Here is a 21,423-nt window from a genome sequence, read left to right as displayed (position 1 = left end):
CCTGCTTACACCGCGAGTACGCCCCGTAGGGACGGTTGTCGAGCTATCGGTCACCGTGATCGTCCGTAATGCCGCGCTGTCCGAGTCAGGCGACAATGACCGGCGACACAGAGGGAAGTAATCTGTGGGTCGGATTCGTTCACCTGGCGATATCGGAGAAAATGTGGCAGACGACAGGACCGGACAGGACGTGGCCCGGGCCGGTTCCCGCGCCGTCGAGCGCAGCTCGGATGTCGAACAGCGGCAGATCAGCAACGAGGCGCGACTGATCCGCGGCGTGTTCCGTGCGGCAGGACTGGCTGCGGGCACGGTCGTGCGCGGTGGTCAGTGGGCCGTCGGCACCACCGTCGATGTGACCAAGGAGATCACCCAGGCGGCGTTGGACGGCGAGTCGTCGGCAGAGATCGCCGAGCGCACCGGAAACGCGTTGCGCTCCATAGCCCGCAGTGCGCTCGGTGTCACCGAGGGATCCGTGCGCGAGGTCGTCAGCTATGTGCCGACGTCCAACGGTCCAGGCTCCCAGCAGGCGCTGGCCGTCGGGTCCCAGCTCCGCTCGGCGAGCACGGAGGAACTGCGTCGCCGCGGCGACGCACTGCTGGCCAGATCCGCGGATGTGTACTTCACCGAGGACGTGCACCCGGCCTATGACCGCATCCTCGACCAGCTCGCTCCGGACGAGGCCCGCATGCTGCGCTTCATGGCGCTCAACGGTCCGCAACCGTCGGTAGATGTGCGCACCAACCGCCCGCTCGGCATCGGCGCTGAGCTGGTGCAGGGCGACCTCACCTCCGTGCCCGAGCAGGCGGGTGTGCGCTACCCAGATCGAGCGCGGTCGTATCTGATCAACCTCAACCGCCTCGGCCTGACGCTGACCTCGGACGATCCGGTGGTATTGAGCCGGTACATGGTGCTCGAGGTGCAGCCCGTGGTGGAGGCAGCGCTGAAGAAGGCGGGCCGGGCGCCCAAAATAGTGCGCAAGAGTCTGCGGCTCACCGAGTTCGGCGAGGACTTCTGCCGCACGTGCTTCACTATCGGAGGTTGACCGTCTAGTTGATCTTCAGAGTATTCCCCGAACTGTGATAGCAATCTGATACAAATCTCCCAATTCGTGAAGTGGCGTGGCTTCGGATGGGATTGTGGAGGTATGGATCAGGGAACCGGCGGGCAGGAGCGCGGCGACCCAGGTGTAGGGATCGGCGCGCAGGTGCGTAGGGACCGGGGCGCAGGCGCCGGTGAACAGGAGCGCGGCGACCAGCGAATGCGCGCCGGCGCGTCGGAACGCGGTGACCAAGCACTGCGCGCCGGTGCGTCCGAACGCGGTGACCAGGCGATGCGCGCCAGCTCGTCCGAAAGCGGAAACCTCGACGCCGGTGGGCAGCTGCGTTTCGACGCGGGGCCGATCGATTACGGGCAAGTACGCGACGATCCGAGAGCCAAACGTGGCCGCGACGAGCGAGAAATGGGTGACGTCGCCGCCATCAGCCGGCTGAAGTATCGTTATCTGCGCAGCCTGGACACCAAATCGTGGGACGAGTTCGTGGACACTATGGTTCCCGAGGCCACCGCCACCTACAGCGAGTATCTCCAGTTCGAATCGCGCGACGCGTTTCTCGCGTTCATGCGCAACACCCTCGGTCCGCACGTGATCACCGAGCACCGATGCGACCATCCCGAGATCGATGTCGACGGCGACTCGGCGACCGGCACCTGGTACCTCGCCGACACCGTCCTGATCCCCAGCCACAACATGCTGCTGCGCGGCGCGGCCTTCTATTCCGACCGCTATGTTCGCTGCGACGACGGCTGCTGGCGGATTTCGCATACCGGTTACGAGCGCACCTATGAGGTGGTGCTCTCGCTGAGCGACCTGCCGAGTCTGCGGCTGACCTCCAGCAGATGGGGTCTGATCGCGCGGGATGACGGCATCGCCTCGGTCCAGCGCGAGCCGGGTGCCGCGCCGCGGCCGCCCGAGCCCGAAGCCGAGTGACTCAGTCCGCGGTGGCGACCAGCGGTTCCAACGTCAGCGTCGGGTGTTCCTTCTCGATGTATTGCAGCCGCCACTTGTCGCTGAACAGCGCGAGCAGCGCGCCGTCGCTGCGGGTGAACACCTCGACCCCGCGCTGACGCCCGAGTTCCTCCGCCGAGGCGGCGTCGGTACGCCGAGCGAGCGAGTAGCCGAGATGCTCCATCGTGGTCTCGACAGTGAACTCCGCGAGCATGCGCGCGGTGACCACCTCGAACTGCATCGGGCCGACGGCCGCGAGAACCGGCGAGGCGTCACCGCGCAGTTCGTTGCGTAGCACCTGGACGACACCCTCGGAGTCGAGTTGATCGATGGCCTTGCGGAACTGCTTGTACTTGCCCGCGCTCTGCGCGCGCAACACCGCGAAATGCTCCGGCGCGAAGGACGGAATCGGCGGGAACTCCACCTTCTTGTCCACGAACAGGGTATGGCCCGGTGCCAGCGCCGTCGCGTTCACCAGGCCGACCACGTCGCCGGGGTAGGCGGTGTCGACGGTGGCGCGCTCGCGGCCGAACACGGTAAGCGCGTACTTGGTCGCGAACGGCCGTCCGGTCTGTGCGTGTGTGACCACCATGCCGCGTTCGAACTCGCCGGACACGATCCGCATGAAGGCGAGTCGGTCGCGGTGCGCCGCGTCCATACCCGCCTGCACCTTGAACACGACCGCGCTGAACGGGTCGGAGGTATCGCGCGGGGTTCCGCCGACATCCCGGCGCGGGCCCGGCGCGGGCGCCAGCGCGACCAGGGTCTCCAGCAGTTGCCGCACGCCGAAGTTCAGCATCGCGGAGGCGTAGACCACCGGCGAGGTCTGTCCGGCGAGAAACAGCTCCTGGTCATGGTCCTGCCCGATAGCCGAAAGCAGCTCACTCTCCTCGACGGCGGTGGTCCATGGCTCGCCCTCCCGCGCCTGCGCGGACTCCGGGGTCAGCGACTCCTCCGGCGCGATGGTCGCGCCGCCGGCGGTGCGGGTGAAGTGGATGTATTCGAGAGGTGCCCCGCCGGGACCGCGGCGCAGCAGGCCGCGGAAATCGCCCGCGATGCCGACCGGAAGGAACAGCGGGGTCGGGGTGAGGCCGATTCGCTCGTTGATCTCGTCGAGCAGTTCCAGCGGCGCCTGTCCGGGACGGTCCCACTTGTTGATCACCGTGATCACCGGGATGCCGCGGTGGCGGCAGACCTGGAACAGCTTCAGGGTCTGCGGTTCCAGGCCCTTGGCGGCGTCGATCAGCATCACCGCGGCGTCGACGGCGGTGAGCACCCGGTAGGTGTCCTCGGAGAAATCGGAGTGGCCGGGGGTGTCGACCAGGTTGATCACGCTGTCGACGTCGGAGCCCGCGGCACGATAGTTGAACTGGAGCGCCGTCGAGCTGACCGAGATGCCGCGCGCCTTCTCCATCTCCATCCAGTCCGAGACCGTGGACTTGCGTCCGGCCTTGCCGTGGATCGCGCCCGCCTCGGAGATCATCCTGGCGTGTAGGGCGAGTGCCTCGGTGAGGGTCGATTTGCCCGCGTCAGGATGGGAGATGACCGCGAACGTGCGCCGCCGGGCGACCTCGGCAGTCAATCCGCGGGGGGCGGGCGCGACGACACCCTCAGGGGAGGCGCTCAACGGAAACAACCTTTCACAGACAACCGATCGGCAACCACGCCAGCGTACGTGACAGACATGAGGGCGACCCGACGCGCTGGTGACCACCCGATTCCAGTCACGGCTGTGCGCTGCGGTATGGTGTTCGGGTTGTCTCGGCGAGGGTGACCGCAGACCTGTTTGCGCACCGTGATCGACGCGGCTCGGCTTCCGGCCGTCCTCGTTCGGTCTTCGCCCGACGAGTAGACCAACCCGGTCAGGTGTGAGCAGCCCCTGACGTGTAACCGTTGACAGTCCGGAAGAGCCGTAGGAGTAGATCCAGTCATGTCCGACGCCAACCTTCTCGAAGCCGCCGTACGCACCGAGTTCGGCAAGGGTGCCGCCCGCCGCACCCGCCGCGCGGGCAACGTCCCGGCGGTGCTCTACGGCCATCAGGCCGACCCGCAGCACCTGTCGGTCAACGCCCAGGCTTTCGCCGCCATCCTGCGCGAGCACGGCACCAACGCGGTGCTGAACCTCGTCATCGACGGTAAGAAGCAACTCGCGCTGACCAAATCCGTTGTGGTGCACCCGATCCGCCGCTATATCGAGCATGCCGACCTGCTGATTATCAAGCGCGGCGAGAAGGTCACCGCCGACGTGATCATCGCCGTCGTCGGCGATGCCGCCCCGGGCACCCTGGTCACCCAGGAGGCCACCACCGTGTCCATCGAGGCCGACGCGATGAAGCTTCCGGAGACCATCGAGGTCTCCGTCGAGGGCGTCGCGCCGGGTACCCAGATCACCGCGGGCGCACTGGAGCTGCCCGCCGGTGTCGGCCTGGCCGCCGATCCGGAGACACTGATCGTCAACGTTATCGCTGCCCCGGCCGCCGCGGCCGAAACCGAGGGTGCGGCCGGCGAGGCCGAGAGCGCTGAATAACAGCGAATCGTCGACCGGGCCCGCGCTCGTTGTCGGACTGGGTAACCCAGGTCCCGAATACGAGCGCACCCGGCACAATGTCGGTTTTCTGGTCGCCGACGTGCTCGCTGAGCGCGTCGGCGGCCGTTTTGGTGTGCACAAGAAATCCGGCGCGGACCTACTCCAGGCCCGGCTGGACGGCCGCCAGGTATTGATCGCCAAGCCGCGGTCGTTCATGAACCTGTCCGGGCGGGCGGTGGCGGCGCTGGCCAGGTTCTTCTCCGTGTCGCCGACCGAGGTGCTCGTCGTGCACGACGAACTCGACCTTCCGTTCGGCGCGATCCGGCTCAAGCGCGGCGGCGGCGAGGGCGGCCACAACGGGCTCCGCTCCGTCTCCAGCGCCTTGACCACCAAGGATTACCTGCGCACCCGCATCGGCATCGGCCGTCCGCCGGGGCGGCAGGATCCGGCCGACTACGTGCTGAAGCCATTTTCGGCGCCGGAACGCAAAGAGGTCCCGGTGATCGTCGAGCAGGCCGCCGACGCGGTGGAGCTGCTGCTTCGGGTCGGTCTGGAGACCGCGCAGAACCAGCTCCACTGAGCCCGCGCCGCAACGCTCAGCGCGCAGTTCGCGGATCGTTCATTCCACGTGGATGGCGGTGGCTGCGCGGCGCAGTTTGCCCGACGAGGTCTTCGGCAGCGCGCCAGGACCCAGCACCGCCACGGTGCGCGGCCGAACGCCCACCTCGGAGAACACCTCGTGCACGATCTCGTGCTCGATTCGTTTGACCTCGTCGGGGTTCTGATGGCTGTTGCTCTCCACCACCACGGCAAAGCTCTCCCGCTTCTGGCCCGCGTTGAGGCGTACCGCGACCGCGTTGCCGGGGCGAACACCGGTCACCCTGGTCGCGGCGCGTTCGATGTCGGTGGGATAGATGTTGCGGCCGCCCATGATGATGACGTCCTTGATCCGGCCGCACACCACAATCAAGCCCTCCTCGGTGAAGTAGCCGATGTCGCCGGTGTCCAACCAGCCGTCGGCATCCTGGGCGGGACGGAATCCGTCCATCGTCACGTAGCCGGATGTGACCGCCGGGCCGCGCAATTCGATGACACCCACCGAGCGGATCGGCAGCGGCTGACGCTCGCTGTCGACGATCCGGCCTTCCAGATTGTCGACCAGGTAGCCCAGGGTCGCCAGCCTGCGGACGTTGCCGGTGTGCCCGTGCCCGTGCTGGTCCGGGACCGGCACCGCCTTGCCGATCGCTTCGAGTAGATCGGCGTCGATCACGTCCACCACTTGGCCGAGGCCGGGGTCGGGGACCGAGACGGCGAGAGTGGTCTCCGCCATGCCGTAGACCGGGGTGAGCGCCGTCGGGTTGAGCCCGAACCGTCTTCCGGCCGTGGCCAGCGCGTCCATGGTGTCCGGGTCGACCGGTTCCGCGCCGTTCCACATGTAACGCACGCTGCTGAGGTCCAATGCGTCGTCGTCGGCCTGTCGTAGCCGTCGGGCCAATAATGAGTACGCGAAATTCGGTGCCGCGGTGACGGTGCCGCGGTATTTGTCGATCAGCTCGGCCCACAGCAGCGGGCGGGTCAGGAAGTCCAGCGGCGTCACGCAGACCACTTCCGCGCCGAATTGCATGGGGACGGTGAGGAATCCGACCATGCCCATGTCGTGGAACAGCGGAAGCCAGCTGATCATTACGTCGTCGTCGAGCTGGAACTTCACCCGGTCGAACATGGCATAGGCGTTGACGAAGAAGTTTTCGTGCGTGATCCGCACTGCCTTAGGCGAGCCGGTCGAGCCGGAGGTCAACTGCTGCAACGCGATATCGTCCTCGCCGGTGGGCACCGGGTCGATGTCGGGACCGTCGGGCAACTGGTCGATGAGCACCACGGTGATGCCGCGTTCGCGCAACAGCGGCTCGGCCGCCTCGAACGGCGCGCCGAGGACGACAGCGCGCGCCTTGATCATGGTCAGCACCGTCTCGGTGTCACGAGCCCAGAGTGCGAGATCGGTGCGCGGGGTCGGTTGATGCAGCATGGTGATCGACGCGCCGCGCATCCAGATGGCCTGGCAGGCCGGGGCGATATCGACCGGCATCCCGGCCAGCACGCCGACCGCGTCGCCGTGGCCGATTCCCGCCGCGGCCAAGCCGCCCGCCATACGGCGGGCGATCCGGTGAATCTCCGCCCAGGTGCGGCGCAGCGGGGCGGCCGGCTCGCCGGTCACCAGGCCGCGCTCGGAGGTCTGCGCCGTGGCGTACATCTCGTCGGTGAACCTGCTCAAAACCTCAACTCCTCATCACCCGCCGTCGGCCGAGACCCGGCCTCCACCAACTATCCCGCGATCGCCGCGCTGCGTTAACCCCTCTTCTGAAGACCCCAGGTCAGGACCGTATCGCCGGGCGCGCGAAGGTGGCCGCGTAGCGGTCGACATAGCACCGGCCGGACTGTGTGGCCAGTTCGCGCATCAGCTCGTCGGTGGCGGTGCGCACCGCATCGCGCTGTGCGACGGGCGGGTAGTGGCGCGGCGCGCCGAAGTCGATGCGCACCTTGCCGAAGCGCAGCAGGCGGGTGTGGCGCGGATTCACCAGGTCGGTGCCCGAGAGGGTCGCCGGAACGACGGGCGCCCCGGTCGTCATCGCCACCCGCAGGGCGCCGGTGCGACCGCGATAGATCCGCCCATCCGGTGAGCGGGTGCCCTCGGGATGGATGGCCCAAACGCCGTCCGCCTCCAGGATGCGGGTGGCCGCGGCCAGGGCGTCCGCGGCCGCGCTACCGCCGGTGCGGTCGACCGGAACCTGTCCGGAGACCGAGTAGAACCACCGGTTGAATCTGCCACGCACGCCGCGCCCCGTGAAGTACTCCTGTTTGGCCAGGAACGTCACGCGTCGTGGCAGAACCAGCGCGAGGTAGAGCGAGTCGATCACCGCCAAGTGATTCGCTGCGATGATCACTGGTCCGGTCCGCGGAACGTTGTCCAGCCCTTTGACGTCGGGTCTCCCGAGTAGCCGCAGCAGCGGGCCGAGCAACACGTACTTGAACAGTCGATACCACACGAGGACCTCCAGAAGCCGAGTTGTAGACACTGTCTACCGCGAATAGTAGACAGTGTCTACACACCACGTGTAGGCCGCCCAACGACTGCCGGAGACAATGCCTGCATGGTCGAGAACGAGCCGTTGCGAGATCGCCTGGTCGGCGCGGGGGTCGACCTCCTCGAGGAGGTCGGCGCGGCGCAGCTGGGGCTTCGCGCCATCACCCGAGCCGCGGGAGTGTCCCACGGGGCACCACGAAGGTACTTTCCGACCCATCGTGCACTGTTGGCCGCGATCGCGGCGCGTGGGCTCGCCGACCTCGTGGACCGGTTCGCGGACGTGGACGCCGATTCGGCGCGCGAACGTCTCGCGCGCATGAGCGCCGAGTACATCGAGTTCGCCGCGCGGCGGCCGGAGATGTTCACTCTGATGTTCCGGCACGATCTGCTCGAAGGCTCCGGCGAGAATCTTCGGTCGCTCACCCTGCCGCTGTTCGCGTTGTTCGCCGACTTGGTGGGTGCGGCAGCGACGCCGGGGACGATCGATCCGCGCGAGCGCGCGATGGCCCTGTGGACCAACCTGCACGGTATCGCCGCCTTGCAGGCCAACCGCAGCCTGCGCCTGGTCGGCCCGGGTGCCGACGTCGCGGCACTGGTGGCCAGGGCACTGGACGCGCATCTGGCCTGAAAAGGGCTACTCGCCGGCGCTTTCCGGGCGTACCGGAGGGCCCTGGAGCGCCGCGACCGCGGCGACGAACCGGTCCAGTTCGTCGAAACTGACGAAACAGTGCGGAGAGGCGCGGACCACCGATGCCAGGCCCCGGCTCGTCATGTCGAGCAGCGTCGAACGGGCGTGGCTGACCGTGACCGTGATGTCCTGCGTCAGCAGCTGGTCGCGCACCTGGGTGGGTTCGATGCCCTCGACGGTGAACGACACGATGCCGCTGTGCCGGATGCCGATGTCGTGCACCGTCACGCCGGGGATCTCCGGCAGTGCCTTGCGCAGGTGCTCGGCGCGTGCCGCGATCGCGGCGTACACGTTGTCCGGCCCCAGGTCGAGCAGATATCGCACCGCGGCGCCCAAACCGAGCCGCCCTGCGACGTCGCACTCCCAGAATTCGAAACGGCTGGCATCCGGCGCCAGACGGTAGTCGTCCGGGCCGGTCCACTCCGCGCCGTGTAGGTCGAGTCGCTCGGGCTCCATGGACTGTGCCAACTCCGGCCGCAGGTACAGGAATCCGGTTCCGCGGGGGCCGCGCAGCCACTTGCGACCGGTGGCAGACAGCGCGTCGACGCCGAGCTCGGCCACATCCAATGGCAGCTGCCCAGCGGACTGGCAGGCGTCCAGCAGCACGAGTGCGCCGACCGAGTGCGCGATTCTCGTCGCCTCGGCCGCCGGGTTCACCAGGCCGCCGTTGGTCGGCACGTGCAGTACCGAGACCAGTTTGACCCGTTCGTCGACCAGCGCGGCAAGCGCGTCGAGGTCGATCTGCCCGCTTCCGTCACTCGGAATCTTCTGCACCGTCGCACCGGTGGCGCGGGCGCGCTGTAGGGCGGCGATGGCATTGCTCGCGTAATCGGCCTCGGAGACCAGGATGCGATCGCCGGCCGCCAGCGGAACCGAGTAGAAGAAATCCGCCCAGGAGCGGGTGGCGCTGTCGCTGAGCGCGATGCTCGTCGGCGCGGCGTTGATCAGCGTGCCGATCGAGGTCTTCACCGCGGCGAGATCCTCGAGCCTCTCGTTAGCGGCGCGGTAGCCACCGATCTCCGCCTCACGCAGCAGGTGACCGATGACGGTATCGGTGACGACCTGCGGCGGCAGCGAGGATCCGGCGCTGTCGAGAAACACCGGACCGAGGTCGGATCCGGACGCGCATCCGGGAGTGTCGGCTCGTACACGATCGTCATCCAGCATGCCGCCGACCCTATCCGGTGTGAAGTTCGGCTTCTCGTCGATTTCTTGTCAGTTGCCGTGGCTACCCTGGATGGATCGCCGCGCTCGGAATCCGGCATCGGAGTGGAATAGGACCGAGTGGAATAGGACCGAGCGGTATGGGGATAACCGAATAGCAGCGGACTCGAATCCCTTGCAACTCGGAACGCAGTGGAGGTTGGCATGGCGGTCACGCTCGATACACCTGAGTCGGCTCATTGTGCGCCAGAGCAGGGAGAACTGTCTTCTCGCGCGGCGGCGGAGGCCTACGTCGGCGGCGTCTGCTTCAAGCTCGGACCACCGAGTCTGATCGGTGCCGAACTCGAGTGGCTCACCGTGCAGGGTGAGTGTTCGGCGTCAGGCCCCGCGTCCGCCCCGCGTCCGCCGCTGACCGCCCTGGCGGATGCCCTTGGACCGTACGCACCGCGGTCCATCGCCCCCGATTCTCCGGCGCTCGCACTACCGGGGGGCAGCCGGGTCAGCCTGGAACCCGGTGGTCAGATAGAACTCTCCAGCGCTCCTTACACTGATGCCGCGCGGCTGTGCGACCGACTGCGCGACGATGCCCGCCTGTTGCGGAAACTCCTCGAAACCCGGTCCATCCGTACCGTTTCCCTTGCCGCCGACGCGGACCGCCGGCCCAAACGAATCCTGCGGCTGCCGCGCTACCGCGCCATGGAGCATGCCTTCGGTGGCGTCGGCCCGTTCGGCAAGTTGATGATGTGCAATACCGCCGCCGTACAGGTCAGCGTCGACGCGGGCGCCGACCACGCGGAGGTGACCGCGCGGTGGACCGCACTGTATGCCTTCGGTCCGGCTTTGCTGGCCGCCTTCGCCTGCTCGCCTGACCTGCGCGGAGCCCCGGCCGGCGCCTGGGCTTCGCAGCGCATGCGAGCATGGCTGCGGCTGGATAACGCGCGCACCCGCCCGCCCGTGATGGACTGGACCGATCCGGTGGCCGGGTACAGCAAATGGGCGCTGGACGTCCCGCTGCTGTGCGTGCGAAGTCCTGGCGGAGAGGGGGACGGTCGCGATACCGGGTGGTCTGCTCCGCCGGGCGCGACGTTCGGCGACTGGCTATCGGGCGCTCTGGACGACGAGGTGGGGCGCCGCCCCGACGTCAGCGACCTGGACTACCACCTGACCACGATGTTCCCGCCGGTGCGCGCATCGGGGCATCTGGAGGTTCGCTACGTCGATGCCCAGCCGGGCGACACCTGGACTACGCCGGTCCAGGTGATCGAAGCGCTCATGTCGAGCCCGTCCGTGGTCGCCGAGGCGACATCGGTCGCCGCGCCGCTCGCGGGCCACTGGCTCGACGCCGCCCGCTATGGCCTGGCCGACCAGGACATCCGGTCCGCCGCGGTCGACCTCCTGCGGCTCGCCGCGGCCCACGCGGCCACCGCGGCGGGCGCCACGGAGATCGAATCCGCCGCCGAACGATGTCGCAGCGGCCGCACCCCGACCGACGACCGCACCGGGAACGGCGCAGGGCCGGACCGACCGGGGGCCGGCACGTGACGGCGTACCTGTCGCGCATCGACGACCGCGGGTCGGTCGACTCGGCCGGCGAGGGCCGAATCGTCGCGCCCGGCCGACTCGTTCCCGACCGTGACGACGCCGATCAGAACCGATCCCGGAGATATTTCTCGTGACCACTCAGTACCCTGCGCCGACCGACAGTTCCGGCTCCGAACAGCTACGGGACCGGATCGCCGACGTACTCACCCGCGCGCGACAGCGCACCCTGACTCTCACCGGCTGCATCGACGAAGCCGAGCTGGTGGCCCAGCATTCGCGCCTGATGAGCCCGCTGGTCTGGGATCTCGCGCACATCGGCAACCAGGAAGAACTGTGGCTCGTCCGCGACGTCGGCAGCCGCGAACCCGTGCGCGCCGACCTCGACGAACTCTACGACGCCTTCAAACACGCCCGTGCGAACCGTCCCCAGCTGCCCCTGCTCGATCCCACCCAGGCCCGCGACTACGCCGCCGTGGTACGTGAGAAGGTATGGGATGTGCTGGAGTGCAGCGAGTTACAGGGCCGACCGCTGATCGACGGCGGTTTCGCGTTCGGAATGATCGCCCAGCACGAGCAGCAGCACGACGAGACCATGCTGGCCACCCATCAGCTGCGCACCGGTGCCGCCGTGCTCTCCGGAGCGGCCGTGCCGACCGCATCGGTTCCGGCCGCCGGCGAAATCGTGATTCCTGCAGGCGAATTCACCATGGGTACCTCGACCGACGCGTGGGCGCTCGACAATGAGCGCCCCGCCCACCGGGTGTCGGTGCCCGGCTTCGCGATCGATGCAGCGCCCGTGACCAACGAGCAGTACCTGGCCTTTGTAGACGACGGTGGCTACGACCGTCCCGAATTGTGGTCCGTGCGTGGCTGGGCGCACCGCACGGAAGCGGGTCTGGTCGCGCCACAGTTCTGGGAACGCGACCCGGCTGGGCATTGGTGGCGCCGGGTCTTCGGGGTGATGGCCCCGCTGCGCCCGCACCAGCCGGTGGTGCATGTGTGCTGGTTCGAGGCCGAGGCGTACGCGAACTGGGCGGGCAAGCGACTACCCACGGAAGCCGAATGGGAAAAGGCAGCCAGGTTCGACCCGGCGACGGGCGCGTCCCGTCGATTCCCCTGGGGAGATACCGATCCCGAGGTCCGTACCGCTAATCTCGGTCAACGCCATCTGGAACCCGCTGAGGTCGGCGCCTATCCGGCGGGTGCGTCACCGGCAGGAGTGCACCAGTTGATCGGCGACGTCTGGGAGTGGACCGCTTCGAGCTTCGAGCCCTACCCGGGTTTCCGCGCCTTCCCGTACAAGGAGTACTCCGAGGTCTTCTTCGGCGGTGACTATCGCGTCCTGCGGGGCGGTTCTTTCGGCACCGACCCGGTCGCCTGCCGCGGCACTTTCCGCAACTGGGACCACCCGATCCGCCGCCAGATCTTCGCCGGTTTTCGCTTGGCGCGGGATCTGCGACCGGGGGAAGCCGAGTGAGCGACGCCCGTCCAAGTGAGGTGCGGAACTGGGGACCGTGCGCCGTGGCAATCCGTCCGGGGACGAGGGCGGGTGCCGATGTGTAGACATCTGGGCTACATCGGCCCGCCGGTCCGGGTCGGCGACATGCTGACCCTCGGATCGCATTCCTTACGCAACCAGGCATGGGCTCCCCGAGACATGCGCCGCGGCGGCACCATCAACGCCGACGGTTTCGGTGTCGCGTGGTGGCGCGAGACCGAGGACGACTCGGTCACCGTCAGCCGCTACCGCAATGCCGCGCCGATCTGGACAGATCCAGCCGTGGACGAGGTGCTACCACAACTGGAATCCTGGGCGGTACTCGGCGCGGTGCGTTCGGCGACCGTCGGGATGCCGGTCGAGCGGTCCGCGTGCGCACCGCTCACCCTCGGGCGCTGGGCATTCAGCCACAACGGCGTGGTGCCGGACTGGCGCGGCACGCTGACCGCGGTGGCCGCGGAGTTCGCGCACACCGCCGTCGAACTCGGCGCGGAGGCACTGTTCGCCCCGAATCGGCTGCTGGAGGCAGAATCCGCCACCGACACCGCCACGCTCTGGGTGATCCTGTGCGACCTGCTGGCGACCGGATCGCCGGACGGTGCGTGGGCGGCCGCCCCGGCGGCACTGAAGCTGCTCGTCGGTGCGGTGCTTGACCGAGTACCGGACGCGCGTCTGAATTTCCTGCTGTCCGACGGTGCGCAGCTGTGGGCGACCACCTGCGACCACTCGTTGTCCGCGCTGGTCACCGACACTTTCGCGATTCTGTCCTCCGAACCGTTCGACGACGACCCCCGATGGCAGTCGGTCCCGGACCGCAGCCTGGTCACCGCCAGGCCCGGCGCGCTATCCGTCGACGCTCTCCTCTGACACCGAAAGGCCCGTGCCATGACCGCACCGACGCTGGATATCCATCTATCCGACGACGACCTGACCGCGGCGTTGCGCTCGGACGCCCGACTGGGCCTCACCGCGAACCCGAAGTGGCTGCCGCCCAAATGGTTCTACGACGCCAGGGGCAGTGAGCTGTTCGAGCGGATCACCGAACTGCCCGAGTACTACCCGACACGCACCGAGCGCGCGCTGCTGGAGCGAGTGGTCGGCGAGATCGCGCGTGCTGCGCAGGCCGAAGTGCTGGTCGAGCTCGGCGCCGGTTCGGCGGCCAAGACCAGGCTGCTGCTCACTGCGCTGACCACCCATGCCCCACTGAAAACCTATGTTCCGCAGGATGTTTCGGCGGCTGCACTGCGCGCGGCGGCGGATGCCGTCGCGGCCGAGTTCCCCGGGTTGGCCGTGCACGGTGTGGTCAGCGATTTCACCGACACCCTGCACAACCTGCCACGCGGAGGCCGCAGGATGATCGCTTTCCTCGGCGGCACCATCGGCAATCTGGTCCCCGACGAGCGGGCCGAATTCCTGACTAGCATCCGCGACGTGCTGGAGCCGGGCGAGCAGTTGCTGCTCGGCGCGGGCCTGGTCATCGACCCAGCAGTGCTCGTCCCCGCCTACGACGACGCGGCGGGAATCACCGCCGAGTTCAACCGCAACGTGCTGCATGTGCTGAACTCCCGGCTCGACGCCGACTTCGCCCCGGAGAAGTTTCGGCACATCGCGATCTGGGACTCGGCGCACGAGTGGATCGAGATGCGCCTCGAGGCCACCGAGGATATGACGGTCACGGTCCGCGCCCTCGATCTCACCGTGCGGTTTGCCCGCGGCGAGCAGATGCGCACCGAGATCTCGGCGAAGTTCCTGATCGAGGGCCTGAGCGCCGAACTGACGATTGCCGGTTTCGGCACCGAACACGTGTGGACCGACCCGGACGATCGCTTCGCGCTGGTGCTCGCCAGACGGCGCTGACGGGGCACGTTCTCCACCGGGTCCGGGCTGGCGTCGCGCGTTACCACGACGGTGAGCCGCCGCCGACCACCGCCGCCAGCCATTCGATCAGCGGTCGCGTCGTCTCCCACGCGGCGCGAACCTCCTCGGCGGCGCGCGGCGTGTCCAGCCAGGCCGGTGCGCCGAATTCCTTGCCGCACGTGAGGGATTTGTGCCGCAGCAGGTCGATGCGCGGATGGTCGGCGCCGTAGCCCTTCGGTGTGGTCTTCAGCTTCTCGCCGCCGACGGTGAAGCCCGCCTTGGTGAGTTTCGCGAGAATCGCCGCGAGCTCGGGCCCCCGGACATCGTCGTCGATGGTTGCCCGCAACAGCGCGATCTGGGCGGGGGAGCCCTGGTAGAAACCGCCGCCGACGGACAGCCCGGCGGCGCCGATCTGGACGTACCAGCCGACGTTCTGCGCGGCGCCGACCACCGCGCCTTGGGCGGTCTTGTAGGGCGACTTGTCCTTGGAAAATCTGACGTCGCGGTACGGGCGGAAGATCTTCCCCGCCCCGAAATCCGACTCCAGCTCGGCGATCAGCGCGGTCATCGGCTCCTTCACCGCTCGCGCGTAGGTGTCCTTGTGCGCGATCCAGAATGCCTTCGAGTTGTCGGCCTCGAGGTCCTCGTAGAAGTCCAGGCTCGCCAGTGGAAAGCCCGCGAATCCGGTCATGACCGGACCCTTACCGCGCTGGTGGCAGTCAGTGGGAATCCACCGAATCGACGCATACCGAGAATCTACGTTGTCAAATCTCCGGAGAACACCACGAAGCCGACGATGAAGCCGATCACCGTGCCGATGGCCGCCGCGATGGCCGCCCATTTGCCGAGCGATTCGCCCTTGTTGTGCCCGACCACGCCGAGGACGATCCCGGCAGGCCCGAACAGGATCGGGCAGAACAGCACCGCGATCGCCGCGCAGGCGAATCCGATGATCGAGTACACCTGGCTGCCTGGCTGCCGCGGCGGCTCGCCGTACGGCTGATACTCCTGCTGAGGATAGGACGGATAGCCGCCGCCGTACTGCGGATTTTGCGGTCCGGCGGTCGGCGGATAGTTGTATACGCCGCCCTCGGGGTACGGCGGTTGACCGCTGGGCGGGTACTGCTGCTGGGCCTCCGAAGGGGGCTGTCCGCCCGAAGGGTACTGCGGCTCACCACCAGACCCGTACTGCGCGTGGTCGTCGGGTGCGAATGGCCGGGTCGATTCGCCAGGCGGCATCTGCGGTGCCGAGCCGCCCGACGCGGCGGCGCCCCACGGCTGACCGGGTGCGGCGGGTTCCGCGCCCCACGACTGCTGACCGCCGGGGCTGTCGGCTCCCCATGCTCGAGGTTCGGCCGGCTGCCCGCTCGGCTCCGCGCCCCACTGCCCACCCAGCGGTCCCGCTGGTGGAGTGTCGGTGGGTTGCCACCATTGCTCGACTGGCTGGCCCGACGCGGAATCGGGTGCTTGCTCAGCGGGTGGCGGCGCGTCGGATTCGTCGCCGGGAGCGGCCGACGCGTCCTCGGAGGTAGGCGGCGCGGACTCCTCGCCGGGTGCGTCCCGGGCGTTCTTCGACAGCGATGATGACGCGGCCTCCTGCCCCGGCGCGTTGTCCTTGGGTTCCGGATCCTTCGGCGTGCTCATCGCACCCTCCTCGTATCGTCCCGGTCACGCCACCTATGCGTACCACGGCGAATCTTCGCCATCGCCGATTGCGGCAGCGTGGCGCGCGTCGGGTCTCAGAGATCCTCGTCGTTTACGATCTCGATAGCGGCCACCTCGGCGGGCCGGTCGTCCTGCTCGGCGGCTTCGGCGCGTTGCCCGCGCCGCGTCCACTCTTGATCGAGCTCGTCTCCGATGCCGAGCCTGCCGTCGTCGTCGTTCTCGCGATAGGGGATGAGCAGGTCGTCGGGCGGATCCTCGACGTTGCGCTCGTACGCGCGGATCTCGTCCTCCTGGTCGTCGTCCCCCATGTTGGTATCCAACGGGTCACGGTCCATACCGTCAGTATCCCCACCTATCGCAGGGACTAACGGGTGCAGATCGCAAACAACCGCAACACTTCCAACGCCACAGCTGATCTGGTGCGGACATGGGTAACTCACCGGGTACGCCCAGAACCTGCGCGGTATCCAACGCAGAACCTGAACGCAAACCCCGTCTCACCCGACCAGTACGGCCTGAATACTCGGAGAGGCGGTCACGCGTTGCCGTTGAAAAGGCCGGTAACCGAGCCGTTCTCGAAGACCTCACGGATGGTGCGGGCCAGCAGGGGCGCGATGGAGAGCACGGTCAGCTGCGGGAACTTCTTCTCCTCGCTGATCGGCAGGGTGTTGGTCACCACGACCTCTTTGGCGCCGCAGGCGGTGAGGCGCTCGGCGGCGGGCGGGCTCAGCACGCCGTGAGTCGCGGCGATCACCACGTCACCGGCGCCTGCCTCCTTCAGCACGTTGACCGCGCCTGCGATGGTGCCACCGGTGTCGATCATGTCGTCGATCAAAATACAGGTGCGTCCCTCGACTTCACCCACCACGCGGTTGGACTTCACCTGGTTCGGCACCAGCGGGTCGCGCGTCTTGTGGATGAACGCCAGCGGCGAGCCACCCAGCGAGTCGGCCCACTTCTCGGCGACGCGCACGCGTCCCGAGTCGGGGGACACGACGGTGATGTGCTCCAGGCTGTAGTTGCTGCGAACGTACTCCGCCAGCTGCAGCTGAGCGTGCATGTGATCCACCGGGCCGTCGAAGAAGCCCTGGATCTGATCGGTGTGCAGGTCGACGGTGATGATCCGATCCACGCCCGCGGTCTTCAGCAGGTCGGCGACCAGGCGGGCCGAGATCGGTTCGCGGCCGCGGTGCTTCTTGTCCTGGCGGGCGTACGGGTAGAAGGGCAGTACCGCGGTGATCCGCTTGGCCGAGCCGCGCTTGAGCGCGTCGATCATGATGAGCTGCTCCATCAGCCACTGGTTCAGCGGCGCGGGGAAGCTCTGCAGGAGGAAGGCGTCGGATCCGCGCACCGACTCCTCGAACCGGACGAAGATCTCGCCATTAGCGAAGTCGCGGGCGGTCTGCGGCGTGACGTGCACGTCGAGTTCCTTGGCGACCTGCTCGGCCAGCTCAGGATGGGCGCGTCCCGAGAAGAGCATGAGGTTCTTCTGGTTGTCGATCCATGACGCGGTCACTGCTGTTTGCCATCCTTTTGCTCGATTGCCTGACCCGACATCTCCTTGGCAGCGATGGCTTCCGCCGCCGCGAGCGCCGCGTCCGTCCCTGGACGGTGTTGCTGCACCCAGCCCTCGATGTTCTTCTGCGGTCCACCGGACACCGCGAGAGCCCCGGGCGGAACACTTCTGCGCAGTACAGTACCCGCCGCCGTATACGCGCCGTCACCCACCGTCACCGGCGCGACGAACATAGTGTCGCTGCCGGTGCGCACGTGCGAGCCAACTGTCGTGTGGTGCTTGGCCACACCGTCGTAATTGACGAAAACGCTGGAAGCGCCGATGTTGCTGTGCTCACCGATGGTGGCATCGCCGACGTAGGTCAGGTGCGGCACCTTGGAATGCGCGCCGATCGAGGCGTTCTTCGTCTCCACGAAGGCGCCCAGCTTGCCCGAATCGCCGACCACGGTGCCGGGACGCAGATAGCTGAACGGGCCGATACTGGCGTGCGGCCCGACGGTCGCGCCCTCACCGTGGGTGCGGACCACTGTGGCGCCGTTGCCCACGATGACGTCTGTGAGTGTGCTGTCCGGGCCCACCTCGGCGTCCTCGCCGATCACGGTGGTGCCGAGCAGCTGTACGCCGGGGCGCAGCACCGCGTCCCTCCCGATCCGCACGCTGGCATCCACCCAGGTGGAGGCCGGGTCCATGATGGTGACGCCGGCGCGCATGTGCCGTTCCAGGATGTAGCGGTTGAGCCTGCTCGCCGCCGAGGCCAGCTGCACCCGGTCGTTGACGCCGGTGACCTTGGCCGCGTCGAGCAGGCGGGCCCCGTGCACGGGGTGGCCTGCCTCATGTGCCAGTCGCAGCACGTCCGTCAGATACAGCTCGTGCTGGGCGTTGGCGGTGGAGAGCCTGCTGATCATGGTCCGCAGGATCGCGGCGTCGAACGCGTAGACGCCGGAATTCACCTCGGGGATCGCGGCCTGCTTCGGAGAGGCGTCGGCATGCTCGACGATCTCGACCAGCTGTCCGTTCGCGTCGCGCACAATGCGGCCGTACCCGTTCGGGTCGTCGGGCACGAAGGTCAGCACGGTGACCGCCGAGCGTTCGGCGTAGCTACGGTGCTCGTCGAGCAGAGCCGCGAGCGTGTGCCCGTCCAGCAGCGGCACGTCGGCGGAGGTGACCAGGACGTCGCCGGTGAAACCGACGGGCAGCGCGGCCAGTGCGCACTGCACCGCGTGCCCCGTGCCGAGCTGCTCCTCCTGAATGGCAGTCGTGATACCCCGGCCCAGGTCGTCGGCTATCGCGGACACCGCCGCACCGACCTGTTCACGGTCGTGCCCCACCACGGTGATGAGGTAACCGGGGGCGATCTCGTTCGCCGCATGCAACGCGTGCGCGAGCATGCTCCGACCGGCCAGCGAATGCAGCACCTTGGGGGTCTTCGACCGCATTCGTGTCCCGGCACCGGCTGCGAGAACGACGACGGCGGTCTGCTGTGGCATGGATCTCCCTCGGCTGCCTGTCCTCGTGCGGGGCTATCGTCGTGCATGGTCAGCGATGTGCGGGCCAACGCAAATCATCGTGCTCTCGAGCTCCGCCGCCAGGACTCGAACCTGAACTATCTGAACCAAAATCAGAGGTGCTGCCATTACACCACGGCGGATTGCCACATCGGCGGTTCGGGAAACCCCCGCCGCTGTGCCACGGCACGGGAAAGATCCTCGCATACTCGCCCGCTTCCCCGCGAATGCTCCCCCGCTCCCCCGCCTCTCCGGGTCTTCAGGCCGTACCAGTCGGGTGGCGTGAGATTTGCGTTCAGGTCCTGCGTTGGGTGCGGCCCGCCTCTCCGGGTCTTCAGGCCGTACCAGTCGGGTGGCGCGAGATTTGCGTTCAGGTCCTGCGTTGGGTGGTGCTCGGGTTCTGGGCGTACCCGGCGAGTTACCCATGTACGTGCGAGATCGGGTGTCGCGTCGGGATCATCTGCGCACACCTTCGGGGTTGGTGATCTCGGGTCTCGTCGTTCGGACCAGACGCGTGTAGAGGTGCCCCTGCCGTCCCTGCGGTCACCGGGATCCGCGGTGGGCTCGGGATCCGCCACGTTGCCAAGCGGGTGGCAGCGGCTGTGGAGCAGTTGTTGCCGGACGGTAATGTCGTCCGTGCGGGAGGGCGGCCAGGTACACCGCGAGCCTCCCGAACGCGACGGCTGATTTCGCACGAACATGGGCAACTCGCCGGGGACACCCAACATCCAGCCGGGCACGTGACAGTGGGTCCGGCGCGAAACCGTCGAGGCACCCACGACCGGCGAAAAACTCGGAGAGGCGGAACAGTGTGTCCCGACCGCGGATGACGGGTACCCAGCGGCGCCAGCAGTTGATCGAGATCGGCCGCGCGCTGTTCGCCGAGCGTGGATACGACGCGACCTCGATCGAGGAGATCGCCCAGCGTGCCCAGGTCTCGAAGCCTGTGGTGTACGAACACTTCGGCGGCAAAGAGGGGCTGTACGCGGTCGTCGTCGATCGCGAGATGTCGATGCTGCTCGACATGATCACGTCCTCGCTGACGCAGAATCGGTCCCGGATTCGGCTGGAACAGGTCGCGCTCGCGCTGCTGACCTATATCGAAGAACGGACCGATGGGTTTCGAATTCTGGTGCGTGATCAACCCGCCGCCGCTGCCGAAGGCCGGTATTCCAGTCTCCTGAACGAGGCGACCAACCAGGTGGCGCACATACTGGCGGGCGATTTCGAACGCCGCGGTTTCGACACCAGCCTGTCCACGCTCTATGCGCAGGCACTGGTCGGTCAGGTCGCCACCGCCGCCACCTGGTGGCTCGACGAGCGCACACCGTCGAAAGAGGTTGTCGCGGCACATCTGGTGAACCTCTGCTGGAACGGACTCAGCCATCTGGAAGCCCATCCGCGACTCAGCTCGGAATGGCGCGCGTCGCCGGGGAGCGACTCGAATGTTAACCAGCAAATTGCTCGGTAGGTCTGATTGAATGCTCGAATTCGCTGCCGGGCGGGCGCCTGATGGTACGGTTCACCCATCCTCTGGGTGCTGTTCGAGCGGTAAGTCGGTCTACTTCGGGATGTCGGTCTACTTCAGGATGGCTGGTTTTGGGATGACAGGCGGATCTGATGGCTAGGCAAGCGCGCGCGGAGATCACCCGCGATTCCGTCCTTGCTGGCGCTGCCGATGTCTTTCTGCGCTTGGGATATGCGAATGCGAGCCTGAGCGAGATCATCGCGCAGTCCAACGTAACCAAGGGCGCCTTGTACTTTCACTTCGGCTCGAAGGAAGAGCTGGCGCGCGCCGTGGTCGACCAGGGCAACGAGCGACTGATCAGCTCGTGTCAGGGATTCTTCGATCCCAGAGTGCCCGCACTGGAAGCGTGCATCGGCATCACCTACGTCGTCGCGGACCTATCGATGAACGACCCGATGGTCGGCGCCATGCTGAAGCTGACCCACCAGATCGGCGACTATCGCGGCGCGCAGGGCGACAACATCGCCAAAACGTGGGGCGACACCTACCGGCTGCTCTCCGAGCGGGCCATCGCCCAGGGCGATCTGGAGTCCCACCTCGACCCTGAGGTCATCGGCCTACTGCTGCAAGAGGTGACCGCGGGCGTGCACATCACCGCAGTCGGCACCGAGACCATCGACCAGATGGCGATCAGGATGGAACGCGCCTGGTTCTTCCTGCTGCCGTCGCTCGTCCCCGCGGAGAAGCTGTCGTACTTCCGCGAGTTCGCCGCCCGCAGGCTCCGCCGCTACGTGCCGTAATTTTTGCCGCGCGGGCGCGGCGGGTTCGCGGCCCCCTTGTGGCTCGCGTCCGTAGCAGAGGTACATAGAGCCCCCGTAAGTCGATCATCCCCGGCTAGCTGTTGTG

The 21,423-nt window shown here is 67.5% G+C and carries 20 protein-coding genes and 1 tRNA gene; 11 read left to right on the top strand and 10 right to left on the bottom strand.

The genetic code is table 11. The features are described 5' to 3' along the window. Window positions 1-163 precede the first annotated feature (163 nt). Entirely contained in the window at window positions 164-1,042 is an 879-nt protein-coding gene (locus tag AB0H00_RS29785; RefSeq protein ID WP_357272797.1) for an Abi-alpha family protein, read from the top strand. A gap of 417 nt (window positions 1,043-1,459) precedes the next feature. Further along, on the top strand, window positions 1,460-1,987 hold the full coding sequence (locus AB0H00_RS29780; protein WP_357272839.1) for a nuclear transport factor 2 family protein: 528 nt from the start codon (window positions 1,460-1,462) through the stop codon (window positions 1,985-1,987). Window position 1,988: 1 nt separating this feature from the next. On the opposite strand, the gene AB0H00_RS29775 is transcribed toward AB0H00_RS29780, so the two are convergent. Next, entirely contained in the window at window positions 1,989-3,587 is a 1,599-nt protein-coding gene (locus AB0H00_RS29775; protein WP_357272837.1) for a peptide chain release factor 3, read from the bottom strand. Window positions 3,588-3,935: 348 nt separating this feature from the next. On the opposite strand from AB0H00_RS29775, the gene AB0H00_RS29770 reads away from it, so the two are divergent. Continuing rightward, entirely contained in the window at window positions 3,936-4,532 is a 597-nt protein-coding gene (locus AB0H00_RS29770; protein WP_357272795.1) for a 50S ribosomal protein L25/general stress protein Ctc, read from the top strand. After that, window positions 4,501-5,112, top strand: coding sequence for an aminoacyl-tRNA hydrolase (gene pth / locus AB0H00_RS29765; protein WP_357272792.1), 612 nt, complete (start codon window positions 4,501-4,503; stop codon window positions 5,110-5,112). Before AB0H00_RS29770 ends, pth begins: the two co-directional genes overlap by 32 nt. A gap of 39 nt (window positions 5,113-5,151) precedes the next feature. On the opposite strand, the gene AB0H00_RS29760 is transcribed toward pth, so the two are convergent. Together AB0H00_RS29760 and AB0H00_RS29755 are read right to left on the bottom strand one after the other, a co-directional pair. After that, entirely contained in the window at window positions 5,152-6,804 is a 1,653-nt protein-coding gene (locus AB0H00_RS29760; RefSeq protein WP_357272790.1) for a fatty acyl-AMP ligase, read from the bottom strand. Window positions 6,805-6,904: 100 nt separating this feature from the next. Next, window positions 6,905-7,576 carry a lysophospholipid acyltransferase family protein gene (locus tag AB0H00_RS29755; protein WP_357272788.1) on the bottom strand — a complete coding sequence of 224 codons (672 nt, stop codon included), beginning with the start codon at window positions 7,574-7,576 and terminating at the stop codon, window positions 6,905-6,907. Between the two features lie 105 nt (window positions 7,577-7,681). On the opposite strand from AB0H00_RS29755, the gene AB0H00_RS29750 reads away from it, so the two are divergent. Then, entirely contained in the window at window positions 7,682-8,242 is a 561-nt protein-coding gene (locus AB0H00_RS29750; protein ID WP_357272785.1) for a TetR-like C-terminal domain-containing protein, read from the top strand. Between the two features lie 6 nt (window positions 8,243-8,248). Here AB0H00_RS29750 and AB0H00_RS29745 read toward each other — a convergent pair whose 3' ends face one another. Then, window positions 8,249-9,469, bottom strand: coding sequence for an aminotransferase class V-fold PLP-dependent enzyme (locus tag AB0H00_RS29745; RefSeq protein WP_357272783.1), 1,221 nt, complete (start codon window positions 9,467-9,469; stop codon window positions 8,249-8,251). A 201-nt stretch (window positions 9,470-9,670) separates the two neighbouring features. Between AB0H00_RS29745 and egtA the strand changes: the two genes are divergently transcribed. The 4 genes from egtA to egtD all read left to right on the top strand — a co-directional run bounded on the left by egtA (window position 9,671) and on the right by egtD (window position 14,363). Next, complete coding sequence (gene egtA / locus AB0H00_RS29740) at window positions 9,671-11,008, top strand: ergothioneine biosynthesis glutamate--cysteine ligase EgtA (RefSeq protein WP_357272781.1); 1,338 nt, start codon at window positions 9,671-9,673, stop codon at window positions 11,006-11,008. Window positions 11,009-11,138: 130 nt separating this feature from the next. After that, a complete protein-coding gene (gene egtB, locus AB0H00_RS29735; protein WP_357272779.1) occupies window positions 11,139-12,485 on the top strand; it encodes an ergothioneine biosynthesis protein EgtB in 1,347 nt (448 codons plus the stop codon). Between the two features lie 78 nt (window positions 12,486-12,563). Then, window positions 12,564-13,373, top strand: coding sequence for an ergothioneine biosynthesis protein EgtC (gene egtC / locus AB0H00_RS29730; RefSeq protein WP_357272777.1), 810 nt, complete (start codon window positions 12,564-12,566; stop codon window positions 13,371-13,373). Window positions 13,374-13,391: 18 nt separating this feature from the next. Then, on the top strand, window positions 13,392-14,363 hold the full coding sequence (egtD, locus tag AB0H00_RS29725; RefSeq protein WP_357272775.1) for an L-histidine N(alpha)-methyltransferase: 972 nt from the start codon (window positions 13,392-13,394) through the stop codon (window positions 14,361-14,363). Between the two features lie 40 nt (window positions 14,364-14,403). On the opposite strand, the gene AB0H00_RS29720 is transcribed toward egtD, so the two are convergent. From AB0H00_RS29720 to AB0H00_RS29695, 6 genes are all read right to left on the bottom strand, one after another. Continuing rightward, window positions 14,404-15,054: a DUF2461 domain-containing protein gene (locus AB0H00_RS29720; protein WP_357272773.1), complete on the bottom strand. Its 651-nt coding sequence runs from the start codon at window positions 15,052-15,054 to the stop codon at window positions 14,404-14,406. A 65-nt stretch (window positions 15,055-15,119) separates the two neighbouring features. After that, window positions 15,120-16,007, bottom strand: a complete 888-nt coding sequence (locus tag AB0H00_RS29715; RefSeq protein WP_357272770.1) for a hypothetical protein — start codon at window positions 16,005-16,007, stop codon at window positions 15,120-15,122. A 95-nt stretch (window positions 16,008-16,102) separates the two neighbouring features. Then, window positions 16,103-16,363: a hypothetical protein gene (locus AB0H00_RS29710; RefSeq protein ID WP_357272768.1), complete on the bottom strand. Its 261-nt coding sequence runs from the start codon at window positions 16,361-16,363 to the stop codon at window positions 16,103-16,105. A 200-nt stretch (window positions 16,364-16,563) separates the two neighbouring features. Continuing rightward, window positions 16,564-17,544, bottom strand: a complete 981-nt coding sequence (locus AB0H00_RS29705; RefSeq protein ID WP_357272766.1) for a ribose-phosphate diphosphokinase — start codon at window positions 17,542-17,544, stop codon at window positions 16,564-16,566. Further along, window positions 17,541-19,031 (bottom strand): bifunctional UDP-N-acetylglucosamine diphosphorylase/glucosamine-1-phosphate N-acetyltransferase GlmU, encoded by a 1,491-nt coding sequence (gene glmU / locus AB0H00_RS29700; RefSeq protein WP_357272764.1) that lies wholly within the window; start codon window positions 19,029-19,031, stop codon window positions 17,541-17,543. Before glmU ends, AB0H00_RS29705 begins: the two co-directional genes overlap by 4 nt. A gap of 90 nt (window positions 19,032-19,121) precedes the next feature. Further along, window positions 19,122-19,192 (bottom strand) — tRNA-Gln (locus AB0H00_RS29695). A gap of 683 nt (window positions 19,193-19,875) precedes the next feature. On the opposite strand from AB0H00_RS29695, the gene AB0H00_RS29690 reads away from it, so the two are divergent. Next, on the top strand, window positions 19,876-20,520 hold the full coding sequence (locus AB0H00_RS29690; RefSeq protein ID WP_357272761.1) for a TetR/AcrR family transcriptional regulator: 645 nt from the start codon (window positions 19,876-19,878) through the stop codon (window positions 20,518-20,520). A gap of 149 nt (window positions 20,521-20,669) precedes the next feature. Further along, window positions 20,670-21,317, top strand: coding sequence for a TetR/AcrR family transcriptional regulator (locus AB0H00_RS29685; protein ID WP_357272759.1), 648 nt, complete (start codon window positions 20,670-20,672; stop codon window positions 21,315-21,317). Window positions 21,318-21,423: the final 106 nt, after the last annotated feature.

The organism is Nocardia sp. NPDC023852 (genome assembly GCF_040639505.1).
In the GTDB taxonomy this organism is placed as follows: Bacteria; Actinomycetota; Actinomycetes; order Mycobacteriales; family Mycobacteriaceae; genus Nocardia.
The sequence above is the reverse complement of the archived record's forward strand: the minus strand, read 5'-3'. Positions and strand labels throughout refer to the sequence as shown.

Bases quoted from the DNA above. Each gene is read 5' to 3' on its own strand.
- AB0H00_RS29780 (WP_357272839.1), top strand. From the start codon at position 1,460: ATGGGTGACGTCGCCGCCATCAGCCGGCTGAAGTATCGTTATCTGCGC.
- AB0H00_RS29770 (WP_357272795.1), top strand. From the start codon at position 3,936: ATGTCCGACGCCAACCTTCTCGAAGCCGCCGTACGCACCGAGTTCGGC.
- AB0H00_RS29750 (WP_357272785.1), top strand. From the start codon at position 7,682: ATGGTCGAGAACGAGCCGTTGCGAGATCGCCTGGTCGGCGCGGGGGTC.
- AB0H00_RS29745 (WP_357272783.1), bottom strand. From the start codon at position 9,469: ATGCTGGATGACGATCGTGTACGAGCCGACACTCCCGGATGCGCGTCC.
- egtA (WP_357272781.1), top strand. From the start codon at position 9,671: ATGGCGGTCACGCTCGATACACCTGAGTCGGCTCATTGTGCGCCAGAG.
- egtC (WP_357272777.1), top strand. From the start codon at position 12,564: ATGTGTAGACATCTGGGCTACATCGGCCCGCCGGTCCGGGTCGGCGAC.
- egtD (WP_357272775.1), top strand. From the start codon at position 13,392: ATGACCGCACCGACGCTGGATATCCATCTATCCGACGACGACCTGACC.
- AB0H00_RS29720 (WP_357272773.1), bottom strand. From the start codon at position 15,054: ATGACCGGATTCGCGGGCTTTCCACTGGCGAGCCTGGACTTCTACGAG.
- AB0H00_RS29715 (WP_357272770.1), bottom strand. From the start codon at position 16,007: ATGAGCACGCCGAAGGATCCGGAACCCAAGGACAACGCGCCGGGGCAG.
- AB0H00_RS29710 (WP_357272768.1), bottom strand. From the start codon at position 16,363: ATGGACCGTGACCCGTTGGATACCAACATGGGGGACGACGACCAGGAG.
- glmU (WP_357272764.1), bottom strand. From the start codon at position 19,031: ATGCCACAGCAGACCGCCGTCGTCGTTCTCGCAGCCGGTGCCGGGACA.
- AB0H00_RS29690 (WP_357272761.1), top strand. From the start codon at position 19,876: ATGACGGGTACCCAGCGGCGCCAGCAGTTGATCGAGATCGGCCGCGCG.
- AB0H00_RS29685 (WP_357272759.1), top strand. From the start codon at position 20,670: ATGGCTAGGCAAGCGCGCGCGGAGATCACCCGCGATTCCGTCCTTGCT.